This window comes from Streptomyces griseoviridis, assembly GCF_005222485.1.
GTDB classification, from domain to species: Bacteria; Actinomycetota; Actinomycetes; order Streptomycetales; family Streptomycetaceae; genus Streptomyces; species Streptomyces hintoniae.
Map to the genome: position 1 here is coordinate 4,705,204 of NZ_CP029078.1, position 14,841 is coordinate 4,720,044.

14 protein-coding genes are annotated in these 14,841 nt (G+C 70.3%); 8 read left to right on the plus strand and 6 right to left on the minus strand.

Going from position 1 to position 14,841, the window contains the following annotated elements; genetic code table 11:
- Nucleotides 1–46: 46 nt before the first annotated feature.
- Nucleotides 47–2,377: an ATP-binding SpoIIE family protein phosphatase gene (locus DDJ31_RS20110; RefSeq protein ID WP_240678137.1), complete on the minus strand. Its 2,331-nt coding sequence runs from the start codon at nucleotides 2,375–2,377 to the stop codon at nucleotides 47–49.
- Between the two features lie 243 nt (nucleotides 2,378–2,620).
- On the opposite strand from DDJ31_RS20110, the gene aspS reads away from it, so the two are divergent.
- The 5 genes from aspS (at nucleotide 2,621) to DDJ31_RS20135 (ending at nucleotide 9,516) form a co-directional block, all read left to right on the plus strand.
- Nucleotides 2,621–4,384 carry an aspartate--tRNA ligase gene (gene aspS / locus DDJ31_RS20115; protein WP_127178920.1) on the plus strand — a complete coding sequence of 588 codons (1,764 nt, stop codon included), beginning with the start codon at nucleotides 2,621–2,623 and terminating at the stop codon, nucleotides 4,382–4,384.
- Between the two features lie 134 nt (nucleotides 4,385–4,518).
- A complete protein-coding gene (locus DDJ31_RS20120) occupies nucleotides 4,519–5,463 on the plus strand; it encodes an intradiol ring-cleavage dioxygenase (protein WP_127178919.1) in 945 nt (314 codons plus the stop codon).
- 275 nt (nucleotides 5,464–5,738) lie between these two features.
- Nucleotides 5,739–7,079, plus strand: coding sequence for an MFS transporter (locus tag DDJ31_RS20125; protein WP_431029196.1), 1,341 nt, complete (start codon nucleotides 5,739–5,741; stop codon nucleotides 7,077–7,079).
- A gap of 195 nt (nucleotides 7,080–7,274) precedes the next feature.
- Nucleotides 7,275–7,982, plus strand: a complete 708-nt coding sequence (locus DDJ31_RS38765; RefSeq protein ID WP_206280677.1) for a hypothetical protein — start codon at nucleotides 7,275–7,277, stop codon at nucleotides 7,980–7,982.
- Nucleotides 7,983–8,166: 184 nt separating this feature from the next.
- On the plus strand, nucleotides 8,167–9,516 hold the full coding sequence (locus DDJ31_RS20135; RefSeq protein WP_127178917.1) for a pectate lyase family protein: 1,350 nt from the start codon (nucleotides 8,167–8,169) through the stop codon (nucleotides 9,514–9,516).
- Between the two features lie 131 nt (nucleotides 9,517–9,647).
- On the opposite strand, the gene DDJ31_RS39890 is transcribed toward DDJ31_RS20135, so the two are convergent.
- The 5 genes from DDJ31_RS39890 to DDJ31_RS20160 form a co-directional block, all read right to left on the minus strand.
- Nucleotides 9,648–10,346 carry a hypothetical protein gene (locus tag DDJ31_RS39890; RefSeq protein WP_346656279.1) on the minus strand — a complete coding sequence of 233 codons (699 nt, stop codon included), beginning with the start codon at nucleotides 10,344–10,346 and terminating at the stop codon, nucleotides 9,648–9,650.
- Nucleotides 10,347–10,355: 9 nt separating this feature from the next.
- On the minus strand, nucleotides 10,356–10,583 hold the full coding sequence (locus DDJ31_RS20145; RefSeq protein ID WP_127178916.1) for a hypothetical protein: 228 nt from the start codon (nucleotides 10,581–10,583) through the stop codon (nucleotides 10,356–10,358).
- A 9-nt stretch (nucleotides 10,584–10,592) separates the two neighbouring features.
- Nucleotides 10,593–10,820 carry a hypothetical protein gene (locus tag DDJ31_RS20150; protein ID WP_127178915.1) on the minus strand — a complete coding sequence of 76 codons (228 nt, stop codon included), beginning with the start codon at nucleotides 10,818–10,820 and terminating at the stop codon, nucleotides 10,593–10,595.
- A 9-nt stretch (nucleotides 10,821–10,829) separates the two neighbouring features.
- The gene (locus tag DDJ31_RS20155) at nucleotides 10,830–11,774 is read right to left on the minus strand and encodes a hypothetical protein (protein ID WP_171480860.1); all 945 of its coding nucleotides are present in this window, start codon (nucleotides 11,772–11,774) and stop codon (nucleotides 10,830–10,832) included.
- Nucleotides 11,775–12,940: 1,166 nt separating this feature from the next.
- Complete coding sequence (locus DDJ31_RS20160; RefSeq protein WP_127178913.1) at nucleotides 12,941–13,417, minus strand: ATP-binding protein; 477 nt, start codon at nucleotides 13,415–13,417, stop codon at nucleotides 12,941–12,943.
- A gap of 132 nt (nucleotides 13,418–13,549) precedes the next feature.
- Between DDJ31_RS20160 and DDJ31_RS20165 the strand changes: the two genes are divergently transcribed.
- Genes DDJ31_RS20165 through DDJ31_RS20175 form a run of 3 tightly spaced genes read left to right on the plus strand, consistent with a single transcriptional unit; the run spans nucleotide 13,550 to nucleotide 14,816 of the window.
- Nucleotides 13,550–14,425: a helix-turn-helix domain-containing protein gene (locus DDJ31_RS20165; RefSeq protein ID WP_127178912.1), complete on the plus strand. Its 876-nt coding sequence runs from the start codon at nucleotides 13,550–13,552 to the stop codon at nucleotides 14,423–14,425.
- Nucleotides 14,422–14,637 (plus strand): DUF397 domain-containing protein, encoded by a 216-nt coding sequence (locus DDJ31_RS20170; RefSeq protein ID WP_127178911.1) that lies wholly within the window; start codon nucleotides 14,422–14,424, stop codon nucleotides 14,635–14,637. Before DDJ31_RS20165 ends, DDJ31_RS20170 begins: the two co-directional genes overlap by 4 nt.
- Complete coding sequence (locus tag DDJ31_RS20175) at nucleotides 14,637–14,816, plus strand: DUF397 domain-containing protein (RefSeq protein ID WP_127178910.1); 180 nt, start codon at nucleotides 14,637–14,639, stop codon at nucleotides 14,814–14,816. Before DDJ31_RS20170 ends, DDJ31_RS20175 begins: the two co-directional genes overlap by 1 nt.
- The last annotated feature ends 25 nt before the right edge of the window (nucleotides 14,817–14,841 follow it).

Consider the following 14,841-nt stretch of genomic DNA (forward strand, 5'->3'; position numbering starts at 1 on the left):
CCGGGCTGCCCGTTCGCGGGACACAAGTGTCCCGGCGGCACGGACTCTAGGACACCGACGGACCGTCCGACTCGGCGGGCTCGGCGGGCTCAGCGGGCTCAGCCGACTCGGCCGGCTCACGTGTTTCCTGTGCCTCGGGTGATTCGTGCGGCCCCGGTGGCTCAGGTGGTCCAGGTGATTCATGCGGCCCCAGTGATTCATGCGGCCCCAGTGGTTCAGGTGGCACGAGTGGCTCAGGTGGCTCGTGGAGTTCGAACCAGATGCTCTTGCCCTCGCCCCTCGGGTCCACCCCCCAGGTGTCCGCGAGGAGTTCGATGAGGACCAGGCCGCGGCCCGAGGACGCCAGTTCGCCCGGGTGGCGTCGGTGCGGGAGGTCGTCGCCGGTGTCCGTCACCTCGACCCGCAGCCTGCGCCCGCCCGGCTCGCCGTGCACCTCCGCGAGCAGCAGCGCGTCGGCGTCGGTGTGCACGAGGACGTTGGTCAGCGTCTCGGACAGCAGCAGCACCGCCGAGTCGATCTGGTCGGCCGATGGCCAGTCGTGCAGCAGCTCCCGCACCTGCTGCCTGGCCACCGCCACCCGCTCCGGCTCCGCCTGGGCCACCGACAGCAGCGTGCGGCGCACCGCGGCCGGGCCCGCCGCCGGTGCGCCGGGGTCGCTGTCCGGGCCCGCGCGGCTCAGCAGCAGGACCGCGATGTCGTCCTCGCGGCGGTCGGCCAGCGGACCCGTGCTGTGGTGCGACGAAGGACCGTGCACGCCCTGGACCAGCGCGTCGGCCAGCTCCTCCAGATCCCCCTGGTGCTCCTCCAGGATCGCCCGGATGCGCTGCCAGCCGCTGTCCAGGTCGTGGCCGCCGGTCTCGATCAGACCGTCGGTGCAGATCAGCATCGTTTCGCCGGGTTCCAGGACGATCCGGGTGGTCGGGTAGTCGGCGTCCGGGTCGATGCCGAGCGGCAGCCCGCCCGCCGTCGCCCGCGCCAGCACCGTGCCGTCCGTCATCCGGATCGCCGGGTCGGGGTGCCCGGCGCGGGCGATGTCGAGGGTGCCGGTCGCCGGGTCCGCCTCGACGTACAGACAGGTGGCGAACCGCAGGTCGGACTCGTCGTCGTCGGGCGTGCCGTACGTCATGCCGTGCAGGAACCGGGAGGCGCGCGACAGCACCGCGTCGGGCCTGTGCCCCTCGGAGGCGTACGCGCGCAGCGCGATCCGCAGCTGGCCCATCAGACCGGCCGCCCGCACGTCATGGCCCTGGACGTCCCCGATCACCAGCGCGACCCGCCCGCCGCCCGCCTCGGTCCTGGTGGCGCCGCCGGGCAGCGGGATCACGTCGTACCAGTCCCCGCCGACCTGGAGGCCGCCCCCGGTCGGGACATAGCGGGCGGCGACCTTCAGCCCCGGTGTCCGCGGCCCGAGCCTCGGCATCATGGAGCGCTGGAGGCCGTCGGTGAGGGCACGCTCCGACTCCGCGGTGCCGGCCCGGGAGAGGGCCTGGGCGAGCATCCGGGCCACCGTGGTCAGCACCGACCGCTCGTCGGGCGTGAACGCGACCGGATAGGCGAAGCCCGCCATCCAGGCGCCCATGGTGCGCCCGGCCACCGTCAGCGGCAGGAACGCCCAGGAGTGACGGGCGAAGGGGGCGGCGATCGGCCAGGTCAGCGGGTAGCGAGACCGGTACTGCTGCGGCGAGGAGAGGTAGACGGCCCGGCCGGTGCGGACCACCTCGGCGGCGGGATAGTCGGTGCTCAGCGCCAACTGGGTGAACGGGCTCACGGCGCCCGGCTGCTGCCCGTGGTAGCCGATGAGGGTGAGGCGGTCGCCCTCGACGCCGAAGACGGCGAGCCCGTCAGGACTGAAACCCGGCATCGACAGCCCGGCCGCGACCCGCAGCACCTCCTCCGTGGACCGCGCCTCGGCCAGCGCCCGCCCGGCGTCCAGCAGGAACGCCTCCCGGGAGCGCCGCCAGTCGCCGGTGACCGCGCTGCGGCCCGCGGGGGTGCCGGGCGTCGGCTCGGTGACCTCCTGGAGGGTGCCGATCAGCCGGAAGGCCCGCCGCACCGGGTCGAACGACGGCTTGGAGCGGGAGCGGACGACCCGGACGATCCGGCCCAGCTCGTCCATGACCCGGATCCGCACCTCGGCGAGCGTGTTCTCGGCGACGGCGAGGCCGACCACCCCGGTGATCTCGTTCCAGTCGACGGGGTGCAGCCTGGCCCGGGTCTGCGCCTCCGTGAGGGTGGTCGCGCGGGCGGGCAGCCCGAGCAGCCGCGCGGCCTCCGCGTCGACCGCGACCAGCCCCGTGGCGGTGTCCCACTGCCACAGGCCGGTCGCGAGGGCGGCCAGGACCTCCCCCACGGCGGGCAAGGGCTCACCAGTGCGCATTGCCCCACTTTAGGAAGGAGGGATCGCGGCCTGCCACCGATCGGCGCCGCGATCACCCGATCCCGTGGCTGATCCCGTGGGCGGGCCCGGCGCGCGGGCCCGGCGCGCGGCCCCGCCCACGCCCCGGGCCCGCAGGCCCCCTCCCGGCGCTGACGGTGGGGAGCCGATCATGGGGTCCCCGGTAGGCTTGGGGAAGTTTCACGTGAAACACAACCCCGATCCGCGAAGGCTGGATGAACGACGATGCATCGGTACAGGTCCCACACCTGCGGCGAGCTCCGCGCCTCTGACGTCGGCACCGACGTCCGGCTCAGTGGCTGGCTGCACAATCGGCGCGACCTGGGCGGCATCCTCTTCATCGATCTGCGTGACCACTACGGCATCACGCAGCTCGTGGCCCGTCCCGGCACCCCCGCCTACGAGGCGCTCGACAAGGTGACCAAGGAGTCGACCGTCCGCATCGACGGCCAGGTCGTCTCGCGCGGCGCCGACAACGTCAACCCGGAGCTGCCGACCGGCGAGATCGAGGTCGAGGTCGGCGAGGTCGAGCTGCTCGGCGCCGCCCAGCCGCTCCCCTTCACCATCAACGCCGAGGACGGTGTCAACGAGGAGCGCCGCCTGGAGTACCGCTTCCTCGACCTGCGCCGCGAGCGCATGCACCGCAACATCATGCTGCGCACGGCCGTCATCTCGGCCATCCGCCACAAGATGACGGCGCTGGGCTTCAACGAGATGGCGACGCCGATCCTCTCCGCGACCTCCCCCGAGGGCGCCCGCGACTTCGTCGTCCCCTCCCGCCTCAACCCGGGCCGGTTCTACGCGCTGCCGCAGGCGCCGCAGCAGTTCAAGCAGCTGCTGATGATCTCCGGCTTCGACCGCTACTTCCAGATCGCGCCCTGCTTCCGCGACGAGGACGCCCGCGCGGACCGTTCGCCGGGCGAGTTCTACCAGCTCGACGTCGAGATGAGCTTCGTCGAGCAGGAGGACGTGTTCCAGCCCATCGAGCGGCTGATGACGGAGCTGTTCACCGAGTTCGGCGGCGACCGCGAGGTCACCTCCCCGTTCCCGCGCATCCCGTTCCGCGAGGCGATGCTCAAGTACGGCTCCGACAAGCCGGACCTGCGCGCCAAGCTGGAGCTTGTGGACCTCACCGACGTCTTCTCCGGCTCGGAGTTCAAGGCGTTCGCCGGCAAGCACGTGCGCGCCCTCGCGGTGCCTGACGTCTCCGGCCAGCCCCGCAAGTTCTTCGACCAGCTCGGTGACTACGCGGTCTCGCAGGGCGCCAAGGGCCTGGCCTGGGTGCGTGTCGCCGAGGACGGGTCGCTCTCCGGTCCGATCGCGAAGTTCCTCACCGAGGAGAACGTCTCCGAGCTGACCAAGCGCCTGTCGCTGGCCGCCGGGCACGCGGTCTTCTTCGGCGCGGGCGAGTTCGACGAGGTCTCCAAGATCATGGGCGCGGTCCGCGTCGAGGCCGCCAAGCGGGCCGGGCAGTTCGAGGAGAACGTCTTCCGGTTCTGCTGGATCGTCGACTTCCCGATGTACGAGAAGGACGAGGAGACCGGCGCGATCGACTTCTCGCACAACCCGTTCTCCATGCCGCAGGGCGGCCTGGAGGCCCTGGAGACCCAGGACCCGCTGGACATCCTGGGCTGGCAGTACGACATCGTCTGCAACGGCGTCGAGCTGTCCTCCGGCGCGATCCGCAACCACGAGCCCGAGATCATGCTCAAGGCGTTCGAGATCGCGGGCTACGACCGGGAGACCGTCGAGGAGAAGTTCGCGGGCATGCTCCGCGCCTTCCGCTTCGGCGCCCCGCCGCACGGCGGGATCGCCCCCGGCGTCGACCGCATCGTCATGCTCCTCGCGGACGAGCCCAACATCCGCGAGACGATCTCCTTCCCGCTCAACGGCAACGCCCAGGACCTGATGATGGGCGCCCCGACGGAGCTGGAGGAGGCCCGGCTGAAGGAGCTGCACCTGTCGGTGCGCACGCCGCAGCCGAAGTAGCCGCGACCAGGGCAGGCAAAGCGTAGGCAAAGGGCTCGAAACCGGCGTCGGTTTCGAGCCCTTTCCCGTGCGCACCCGATTCACAGCTCCCTCCGATGTTTTCGCCCACCTCGCCGCCCCTACCGTCCCGGTCCATGACAGATCATCAAGAAGCACCCGGGAAGAAGCAGTTGGACCGCCGGACGGTGCTGGTCGCCACCGGCGCGACCGTGACCGCGCTCGGCGCTGGCGGCGCGCTCGCCGTCTCCGCCTCCGCCCAGGACAACCGGGCCACGCCCGGCACCGGCCAGGGCGCGGGGGACGGTGAACCCTGCTACGCCCTCACCTCCGAGACCACCGAGGGCCCCTACTACATCGACGCGGACAAGATCCGCCGGGACGTCACCGAGGACCAGGAGGGCATCCCGCTGCGGCTGCGCCTGAAGGTGATCGACGCGGAGAGCTGCCGCCCGGTGCGGAACGCGGCCGTCGACATCTGGCACTGCAACGCGGCGGGCGTCTACTCGGGCTACGAGGACCAGGGCAGCGGGGGCGGCGGCCCGGCCCCCACCGGCGAACCGCCCACCGGCGAGCCCCCGACCGACGGCCCCGGCGGTCCCGGCGGCCCGGGTGGCGGTGGCGGCCACCAGGAGCCGACCGACGACGAGCGCTACCTGCGCGGCACCTGGCGCACCGACCGGCACGGGTACGTGACCTTCGAGACCGTCTTCCCCGGCTGGTACCGGGGCCGGTGCGTGCACATCCACGTCAAGGTGCACGTGGACGGCGAGTGGACGGACGCCGGGTACGAGGGCGGCCACACCTGCCACACCGGCCAGCTGTTCTTCGACGAGCGGTCGGTGCTGCTGACCGCCGACGTGCAGCCGTACGCGGCCAACACGACCGAGCGCACCACCCTCGACGAGGACACCATCTACCCGGGCAACGGCCATGAGGGCGGCCTGCTGGTCCTGGACTACGACCACCGGCACATCGCCCGAGGCGTCCGGGCCGCGCTGACCCTGGGGGTCGCGCCGGACGAGACGCACGACAGCACGGACACCCCGCCGGGTGCGACGGCGTCGCCCAGCGCGAGCTGACCTGCGGCTCAGCCCCTCGCTGTTCACATACATAGTCGTAGGAACAACCCATTGACCAGGGGGTTCTGCCTCCATATCGTGCTCAAGCACGTGATGGGTATTCCTGTATGTGAACAGCGTGGGAGACAACGATGTCAGATCCGTCCGCGACGCACCCGGGGGCCGGGGCCGGGGCCGAGAACGCGGGGAACCTTGGACACCCCAAGAACCCTGGGAACCCCGAGAGCCCCCAGAACGCAGCCCAGCGCCGGGCGGTCGGCAAGTTCCTGCGCCGCATGATGCCGCTGCTGGTCCTGATGCTGCTGATCAACAATCTGGACCGGACGAACGTGGGCTTCGTCCAGGACGAGCTGCGGGCGGACGTCGGCATCGGCGCCACCGCCTACGGCCTCGGGGCCGGCCTGTTCTTCATCGGGTACGCCCTCTTCGAGGTGCCAAGCAACATGTTGCTGGAACGATTCGGCGCCCGGGTGTGGCTGACCCGCATCATGATCACCTGGGGCGTGGTGATCATCGCGATGTGCTTCATCCACAACGTCACCATGTTCTACAGCCTGCGCTTCCTGCTGGGTGTCGCCGAGGCCGGGTTCTTCCCCGGCGCGATGCTCTACATGACGCAGTGGCTGCCGGACTCCGACCGCGGCCGGGCCAGCGCCATCTTCCTCGGCGGCTCGGCCGCCGCCGGCGTCATCACCGGGCCGATCACCGGCGCCCTGCTCGAACTGCACGGCCTGGGCGGCTTCGCGGGCTGGCGCTGGATGTTCGCGCTGGAGGGAACGTTCTCGGTGCTCGTCGGGATCGCCGCCGGGTTCTTCCTGGTCTCCCGCATCGAGGACGCCCGCTGGCTCACCCGCGAGGAGAAGGACGCGCTCGGCGCGGCCGTCGCCCAGGACCAGGAGGCCCGCAGCCGGGCCCCGAGGACCGCGCGCTGGCGGCTCGTCCTGCACCCGCAGGTCGCCCTGCTCACCGGCGCGTTCTTCGCGATGACGCTCACCGGGTACGCGATCACGTTCTGGCTGCCCAGCCTGATCGAGGAGATCGGCGGCCTGTCGTCCTTCCAGGTCGGCCTGCTCTCGGCGATCCCCGCGATCTGCTCCATGATCGCCATGTACTCGATGAGCCGGTTCACCGACCGGGCGCCTGACCGCCGCCCGTTCCTCGCGATCACGCTGGTCCTGTCGGCGATCGGCACGTACCTCGCCACCCTCGGCTCGCCCTGGTTCGGACTCGCCGCGATCACCCTGGCCGGGGTCGGCTCCAAGTGCGCGGCGACCCTGTTCTGGCCGATGGCGCAGTCAGGACTCGACCTGCGGATCGCCGCGCCGGGCCTCGCGCTCATCAACTCCGTGGGAAACCTCGGCGGTTTCGTCTCCCCCACCCTCTTCGGCTACCTCAAGGACACCACCGGCTCCACCAACGGCGGCATGTACACCCTGACCGCGGCGTCGCTCCTCGCGGTGATCGCGGCCCGGTACATTCGCGCGGCGCGGCCGGTGGGGTTGGGGGCGCCTGGAGGGACGGCCGAGGCTGCGGTGACCGAGGTGACCGAGGTGACCGAGGTGACCGGCGAGGCTGACCGGTCGGGAGTGACCGGTGGAGTCCGGAAAACCGGCTGATCCGGGGAAATCTGGCGGAACCTCACCGCAGGGCCACAGGAATCCTGGGGGAGACCCACAGCGGCCTGTCGTGTCATAGAGGACGACAGCCGCGACAGGCGGACAAGCCGGACCGCGCACGGGCCGGGGCGGCGGACGGGCCGGACGGGCGTCGGGCGGGGTCCGGCCGGGTTCGGTGGGCAAGGGGAGGCAGCCATGGGGTTCGCGATCGGGTTCGCGGCACTGCTGATCGCGGGAGCGTTGGGCACGGCGGTCGCGCGACGACGTGAGCGACGGCCCCGGACGGCGGCCGACCCGGACCAGACGAACGTCACGCACCCCGCGCGTCAGCGGTGCCTGTCGGGGCTGTCCGGCGGGACGGGGCGTTCCGTCGGGTCGGGCCGGTCGGGCCGGTCGGGCCGTTCCGGCAGGTCCGGTCTGTCCGGCCGGACGGGGCTCTCCGATCTGGACGCCGAGGCCGAGGCCAACCGGTGGCTGATCCGGTTGGGCGCGAGCCTCGTCCCGCCGGACGCGCCGACCTGGTCGACGGCGGCGGGGGAGACGGCGGGCCGGGAGCTGACCGAGGCGTCGGAGTGCCACCGGGAGGCCCGCGTCCGGCTGGCCGGGGCGCACACAGCGGCGGAGTACGCGGAGGTCACGCGGACGGCGCGGGAGGGACTCGCGCATGTGCGGGCGGCGCGGGAGGCGCTGGGTGTGGGTGCGTCGGACGGGGGACGATCCGAGGGCTCCCGACCTGATCGTGGTCCGGCCGACGGCCGGTCCGAGGATCGCGGACCCGCTCCAGATCCCGCCGAGGGACGGTCCGAGGTTTCCGGGCGTCCCGGACCCGGTTCCGTCGAGGGGGTGTCCGAAGGTCCCGCCGCGCCGCGTCCGCGGGTCGGTCCTTCGGCCGTCTCGACGTAGGACGGGGGCCGCGGCCGGCGGCCGGGGCGGGGGTGGCGCACCGCGGCTTTCCGCCTCTCTGTGGGGCGCGGGGAACGCGCCAGCGTCCGGCAACCTTTCGGCGGGGTGGTGGCGACAGAGGGACGTGAGGCCCGCGAACGGGCGCTCACCGCTGGTCAGTTCCCCCTGTACGTAAGGACTCCCCGTGCCCGCTCCCTCCCACCGCCGGTCCCTCCGCAAGCGCCGCGCCCTCGTCGTCTCCGCCGCCGCGGTGGCCGCGGGTGCCGCCGCGGGCGCGCTCGTGATGAACGCCAACGCCGGGACCGTCGACCTGTACCACCAGACGCTCGCCGCGAAGGACGGCTGGGCGTCGTCGGGGACGGGCACGACGGGTGGCGCGAAGGCCGACGCGGCGCACACCTTCACCGTCTCCACCCGCGCGCAGCTGGTGAAGGCGCTGGGTTCCGCGTCCGACACCACGCCCCGGATCATCAAGGTGAAGGGCACGATCGACGCCAACACCGACGACTCGGGCAAGAAGCTGACCTGCGCGGACTACTCCGCGGGCACCGGCTACTCGCTCCCGGCCTATCTGAAGGCGTTCGACCCGGCGAGCTACGGCCGCGCCAAGCTGCCGTCCGGCACGCAGGAGACGGCGCGGGACGCGGCGCAGGACAAGCAGGCGAAGAACATCGTCTTCAAGGTGCCGTCCAGCACGAGCGTCGTCGGCGTCCCGGGCACCAAGGCGGGGATCACCGGGGGCATGCTCCAGATCCAGAACGTCGACAACGTCATCGTGCGCGACCTGACGTTCTCGGCCACCGAGGACTGCTTCCCGCAGTGGGACCCGACGGACGGGGACGACGGCAACTGGAACTCCGAGTACGACGCGGTGACTCTGCGGGGCGCGAGCCATGTCTGGGCGGACCACAACACGTTCACCGACGCGCCGCGCTTCGACAGCGCCAACCCGGCGTACTTCGGCCGCGAGTACCAGGTCCACGACGGACTGCTGGACATCACCAAGGGGTCGGACCTGGTGACGGTGTCGTACAACCAGTTCACCGCCCACGACAAGACGATGCTGATCGGCAGCAGTGACACCGACAGCACGGGCAAGCTGCGGGTGTCCATTCACCACAACGTGTGGAGGGGCATCACCCAGCGCGCGCCGCTGGCCCGGCTGGGCCAGATCCACGTCTACAACAACCTGTACGACACGACGAAGCTGAACGGCTACGCGCCGCAGTACAGCATCAACTCCCGGGCGAAGGCGCAGGTCGTCGCCGAGAACAACTACTGGACCGTCCCGAGCGGCGGCAAGACCGCGAAGCTCCTGAGCGGCGACGGCACGGGGTCGATCGCGGGCACCGGCAACCTCGTCAACGGGACGACGACCGACCTGGTGGCCGCGTACAACGCGGCGGCGTCGAAGAAGATCAAGACGACGGTGAACTGGACACCGACGTTGACGGCGGGCCTGGAGAAGTCGGCGAAGAACCTCCCGACGACGCTGGGAACGACGACGGGAGCGGAGGTCCTGAAGGAGTCCTGACCACCCAACCCGCCCCCGAACGGCCGGCGGCCCGGTGAGGTGATTCCCGGGCCGTCGGCGGAGACGGCGGGTACGCGCCGGGGAACGGGACGAGCGGTCCCTTCCGCCCCGAGGACGTACCCACGTCCAGCTCAGCCGCGCATGGCCACCATCGCTTCGTCCCGGACGGCGCGCAGTTCCCGCAGTGCCTTCCTCGCGACGGCGGGATCCTCGTGCTCCAGGAGCCCCCGCGCGCGGACCTGGCGGGCGGAGAGCCCCGGACGGCGAGCGATCTCGATGTCCCTGGCCCAGGCGAGGACCCAGCTTCCCACCGGGCTCATCGACTGCCGCTCGACGGCTTCGGCGAAGGCCTCGTCCCTCGTCCGCCGCATCTCGTCCAGACGATCGGGGTCGACGGCGGCGAGGGCCGCGAGCAGGGCACCAGGTGTCCGACGGGGGCGGGGGATCAACGCGGCCTCCTGGTCGGCCTGGATACCTGTGCCGTCCCCGATGTCCGCCTTGGATGCCGTGTTGGACGTGGGCTCGTCCGCGAAGAGGTCGTCGACGGAGGCGACGGTCATACCGCGATCCAGCCAGTGAGTGAGGAGCGTGTGGTCGTCACAGGCGGTGATGCGGGTGCGGGCGGCTTCGGGGATGTCGAGACCACGACACTCCAGAAGGAGCACGACGCTCTTTCGAAGGCCCTTGGCATAGCCCTCGGCGTAGCCCTTCGCATAGCCCTTCGCGAAGCCCTCGGCATAGCCCTCCAGATAGGCATCGAGGTAGTCGTGGATGTAGGCGTCGTCGTCGAGTCGCTCGAAGACGAGTGACTTGTAGAACGAGAGGTTCATGGGCGCCTGCTACTCGTCGGTGAAGAGGTCGTTGACGGTGACGGCGTTCGGGGTGCGGGTGATCCAGCGGCGGAGGAGGTCCGGGTCGTCGCACGTGGTGATGCGTTCACGGGCGTCGTCAGGGATGTCGAGGCCGCGTGCTTCGAGGAAGGTCAGGATGGCTTTGACTTGGCCAATGGCTTCACCCTCGGCGCGGATTTCTTGGGAGATCGGTGACCTGTAGAACGAGAGATCCACGGGCGCCTGCTACTCGTCGGTGAAGAGGTCGTTGACGGTGACGGCGGTCGGGGTGCGGGTGATCCAGTGGTGGAGGAGGTCGGGGTCGTCGCAGGTGGTGATGCGTTCACGGGCGTCGTCAGGGATGTCGATGCCGCGTGCTTCGAGGAGCACGAGGATGTCCTGTGCACGCGTCTTGACCAGGGTCTCGTCCCGGATCTCCTGGAAGATGGGCGACTTGTAGAACGAGAGGTTCATGGGCGCCCGCTACTCGTCGGTGAAGAGGTCGTTGACGGTGACGGCGGTCGGGGTGCGGGTGATCCAGAGGCGGAGGAGGTCCGGGTCGTCGCAGGTGGTGATGCGTTCACGGGCGTCGTCAGGGATGGCGATGCCGCGTGCTTCGAGGAAGGTCAGGATGGCCTTGGCTTGGCCCTTGGCTTCGCCTCTGGCTTCTCCCCGAGCCTCGCCCCTGGCCTCGCCTCGGGCCTCGCCCCGGGCTTCGCCTTTTGCCTCGGCCTCGGCGCGGATTTCTTGGGAGATCGGTGACTTGTAGAAAGAGAGGTCCACAGCCATCAGTTTCCTCCAGATCTCTGCGGCTGGGTGCTTTCCCATGCCCTGTGCGATGAGTTCGACGATGGGGTCGGACAGGGTGTGCGGGGTCTCGCGCAGCACCGTTGTCATTGCCTTCAGTATGGTGCCTACGTCCGGGTTCGTGACGTGTGTGATCGCGGACAGGGTGGCCAGCGCCAGGTCCTTGCGGACCTCCGCCGGGTCGGTGATCACTGGCATGTTGTGCGGGCCCGCCACCAGCGGACGCAGTGTCAGCAGGGGCCACTGAGGTGGGCCGAAGCGGACCGGTCGTGACGCCCATTCCGCCGTCGCGCGGTCCTGGCAGACCACCAACAGCATCGGCTGCAACCGGTACTTCGTGAGCAGGTACGACGCGTAGTACGCCCAACTCGCCAGCTTGTCAGGGTCCTTCTTGCCCTGTGCCTCGATCGCCAGCAGAAACGGCTCCTCGTCCTCCGTCTCCAGGCGTAACAGCGTGTCGACCCGGCGTTCGAGCGGGCTGGTCTCCGTGAGGTCCGTGGGCATGATGCTCACGGCTGTCGGGCGGGTGAATCTCACGCCCAGCGCCTCCGAGACCCCCGAGAAGAGGCCCGGGTGGTCCTGGAAGATGCGGTGCATCGCCTCGTGGGGCGAACTGACCATGTGCGTTCCTGAGTCGTAGGTGGCAGTTCGGGCAGTGGCCCGGGGTGTGGGCGCGGAAGGCCTTCTCGCAGCCCTCGCAGTTCTGTAGCGGAGGTCTGGGCGGAGGCCGGGTGGCCGATGTCGCGGGGGCGAAGCTCGGGAGCGGCGGGAGACCCGTCGTCAGGCGGTGGGCCACCAGGGCCGCCGGGCGGCGGAGGGGTTCCGGTGGCAGGTCGTGGGCCAGGGCTCTGCGGACGGCCGTGGGGGTCAGGCCCCGTTCCAGCCAGGCCACCACGCCGGGTGCGAGGTGGTCCGCGTCCGTCGCCGAGATCAGCAGGCGGGGGTCCTCCCGGCGCAGGGCCGCCAGCGTGTCGATCGCCGTGTGCAGGAGGTCGGGGGGCGCGTAGGCCGGCTGCGGTACGGGAGGCAGCGCTCGGCGGGGTTCACGCCTCGGGGGCGGGGCTGTTGCCGGGCGGTGCGGCATCGGTGGGCGAGGCGCCGGGCGGTCCGGTGGCGGAGGGTGCGGCGGCGGGGAGTCCGGGGGCTCCGCCTTCGGGACGGTGGCGGCGGCTGCCGTCGGCTGGTTGCAGGACGTCGTGCGGGTCACCATCCGGCCCGACTCCACCCGTAATCGGGTGCGGCGCACGTAGCCGTGCGTCTCCAACTCCCGCAACGCGCCCGCGATGCGGGTCGCGCCCTCCGGGAAGCGGGACGCCAAGGTCTTGATGTCGATCGGCGCGCCCGTCGGCAGCGACTGGATGTGCACGGCCAAGCCGATGGCCAGCAAGGAGAGTTCGGCGTGCTGGGCCAGGTGGTTGCCGACGACCGTGAAGCGGGTCCGGTGGGGCGTGTTGTCGTGGATCAGGCCCCGGGCCTCCGCCGTGGTGCGGTTGACCCGGCGAGGGTGGTTCTTCGCGGCGAAACGGGCCTGGGGACGCGGGTCGTTGCTAGAATTCTGGATGTCCATCGGGAATGGCTAGGTTCCTAGGTGGGTAGGCCCTCGCGTGGGATGCCAGTCCCTGCGAGGGCCGTCGTATGTTCGGACGTCGTGCTGACGCCGCTGAAGGTAGCGCAGGCAATAGGGCGCAAACCAAACTGAGTTGGCTATGTTCACTCGGGAGAGTGAGCACGCTCCGTGGGCGGGAGGGGTGGGGTTTGGTGGGGTTCCTTTTCCCTTAGTGGTCCTTTTAAAGACCGCCCGCGGCACCGGCGCACGGGTTCCCATGCTTCGGTGCGAGGTCCAGTTCCGCCCATACGGTTTTGCGGGGCACCGGACCTGTTTCCACGCCCCACCGGTCCGCGAGCGCCTCGACGATCAGCAGGCCCCGACCCGACTCCGCGTCCGGTGAGGGTGGTTGAGGGGACCGGGGGATGTCCGTCCCGTCGCCGCGGGTGTCCGTCACCTCGATGCGGAGGGTGTTGTCCCGCAGAGTGAGCGCGAGGTGCGCGTCGCGGCCGGGGACTCGGCCGTGCGTCGCCGCGTTCGCGAGGAGTTCGGCCACGAGGTGCCTCGCGGACTGGGTCTTGTAGGCCGGCAGACCCCAGAGGCTCAGCCACGCCGTCGCGAGCAGTCGGGCGCCGCGGGCACCGCGTGGGGTGGCCGACAGCCGGATCGCGAAGTGGTGGGCCGCGGGGTGGAGTTGGGTGGAGATTTCCTGATTCATGTCACTCAGCGTGGCTGCCTGTGGTTGCCGTGAACAGTGACATGAGCGATACGTAGAGTGACTGTCCGGGGTTTGTCGGCATGCGTCTGAGCTGTCTTCCCCGGCCTGCGACCAGGTGACGGAGGGGCGCGGATGTCTGTGGACGGTGACGCGGGGCGACTCAAGGACGAGACCGACGAGCCGGGGTGGGAGGTGGACCCCGACGACGAGTGGGGACTCGCCGTAGTCACCACGGTGGGACGGCAGTTGAGGCTGCGACGGGAGGCGGTGGGGATGCGCGCCCCGGACTTCGGGGTGGCGGTCGGATACGGCGAGGACATGGTCTACAAGCTGGAGGGAGGCAAGCGGATCCCCCGCCCCGAGTTCCTGGACAGGGCGGACGAGGTGTTGGAGGCGGGTGGCTTGCTGGCCGCGATGAAGGAGGACGTGGCCAAGGTTCGGTATCCGAAGAAGGTTCGGGATCTGGCGCAGATGGAAGCGAAGGCGGTGGAACTCCAGCTCTATGATCCGCTGAACATCCATGGGCTGTTGCAGACGCCGGAGTATGCGCGGGCGCTGCTTCTGATGCGGCGGCCCGCGTACAACGAGGATGAGGTGGAGCGTTTCATCGCGGCGCGGGTGGCTCGGAAGGCGGTGTTCGAGAGGGAGTTGGCGCCGGAACTCAGCTTTGTTCTGGAGGAGTGGACGCTTCGACGCCCTCTGGGAGGGAAGGCTCGGCTGCGTGGCCAACTTGAACACCTTGCGCACATTGGCCAGTTGCGCAATGTTGAGCTTCAGGTGATGCCGATGGAGCGCGAGGAGCATGCCGGGCTGGCAGGTGGAATCGAAGTGCTGAAGTTCGAGGACGGCTCTGCGGTCGGGCGTTCGCCGGCTGTGGCCGGTGGCCGACCGGTTAGCGAGCTGAAGCAGCTCAGGATCCTTGAACTGCGGTATGGGATCATCCGGGCTCAGGCCCTCACGCCGCGTGAGTCGAACGCCTTCATTGAGCAACTGCTGGGGGAGACATGATCTGCGAAGCCTCGACTCGGGATGCATCGGGTCTGGTGTGGTTCAAGAGCAGCTACAGCAGCAGCAGCGAAGGCGACTCCTGTGTCGAGGTCGCCGCATCCAGCAGCACGGTGCACATCCGGGACTCCAAGGTCATAGGTGGGCCGCAGCTCGCTGTCGCGCCCGGCGCCTGGGCCGGGCTCGTGGCCTACGCCTTGAGTGGAGCCGTGTGATGGGCGGCTCTGTATTGGTGTGGTTCAAGAGCACTTACAGCAGCAGTGGGGACGGCAATGACTGCGTCGAGGTCGCCGTCGCGGCCCGTGTCGTGCACGTCCGGGACTCCAAGAACATAGGCGGACCCCAACTCGTCGTCGCCGGCGATGTCTGGGGCGGGTTCGTCGCCGGTCTGTGAGACGGGGAGGGCCCGGGAAGTCTTG

What these genes read in the sequence shown, in the direction of transcription:
- DDJ31_RS20110 (WP_240678137.1), bottom strand. Translation starts at nt 2,377, where the DNA reads ATGCGCACTGGTGAGCCCTTGCCCGCCGTGGGGGAGGTCCTGGCCGCC.
- aspS (WP_127178920.1), top strand. Translation starts at nt 2,621, where the DNA reads ATGCATCGGTACAGGTCCCACACCTGCGGCGAGCTCCGCGCCTCTGAC.
- DDJ31_RS20120 (WP_127178919.1), top strand. Translation starts at nt 4,519, where the DNA reads ATGACAGATCATCAAGAAGCACCCGGGAAGAAGCAGTTGGACCGCCGG.
- DDJ31_RS20125 (WP_431029196.1), top strand. Translation starts at nt 5,739, where the DNA reads ATGATGCCGCTGCTGGTCCTGATGCTGCTGATCAACAATCTGGACCGG.
- DDJ31_RS38765 (WP_206280677.1), top strand. Translation starts at nt 7,275, where the DNA reads ATGGGGTTCGCGATCGGGTTCGCGGCACTGCTGATCGCGGGAGCGTTG.
- DDJ31_RS39890 (WP_346656279.1), bottom strand. Translation starts at nt 10,346, where the DNA reads ATGAACCTCTCGTTCTACAAGTCACTCGTCTTCGAGCGACTCGACGAC.
- DDJ31_RS20150 (WP_127178915.1), bottom strand. Translation starts at nt 10,820, where the DNA reads ATGAACCTCTCGTTCTACAAGTCGCCCATCTTCCAGGAGATCCGGGAC.
- DDJ31_RS20155 (WP_171480860.1), bottom strand. Translation starts at nt 11,774, where the DNA reads ATGGTCAGTTCGCCCCACGAGGCGATGCACCGCATCTTCCAGGACCAC.
- DDJ31_RS20160 (WP_127178913.1), bottom strand. Translation starts at nt 13,417, where the DNA reads ATGAATCAGGAAATCTCCACCCAACTCCACCCCGCGGCCCACCACTTC.
- DDJ31_RS20165 (WP_127178912.1), top strand. Translation starts at nt 13,550, where the DNA reads ATGTCTGTGGACGGTGACGCGGGGCGACTCAAGGACGAGACCGACGAG.
- DDJ31_RS20170 (WP_127178911.1), top strand. Translation starts at nt 14,422, where the DNA reads ATGATCTGCGAAGCCTCGACTCGGGATGCATCGGGTCTGGTGTGGTTC.
- DDJ31_RS20175 (WP_127178910.1), top strand. Translation starts at nt 14,637, where the DNA reads ATGGGCGGCTCTGTATTGGTGTGGTTCAAGAGCACTTACAGCAGCAGT.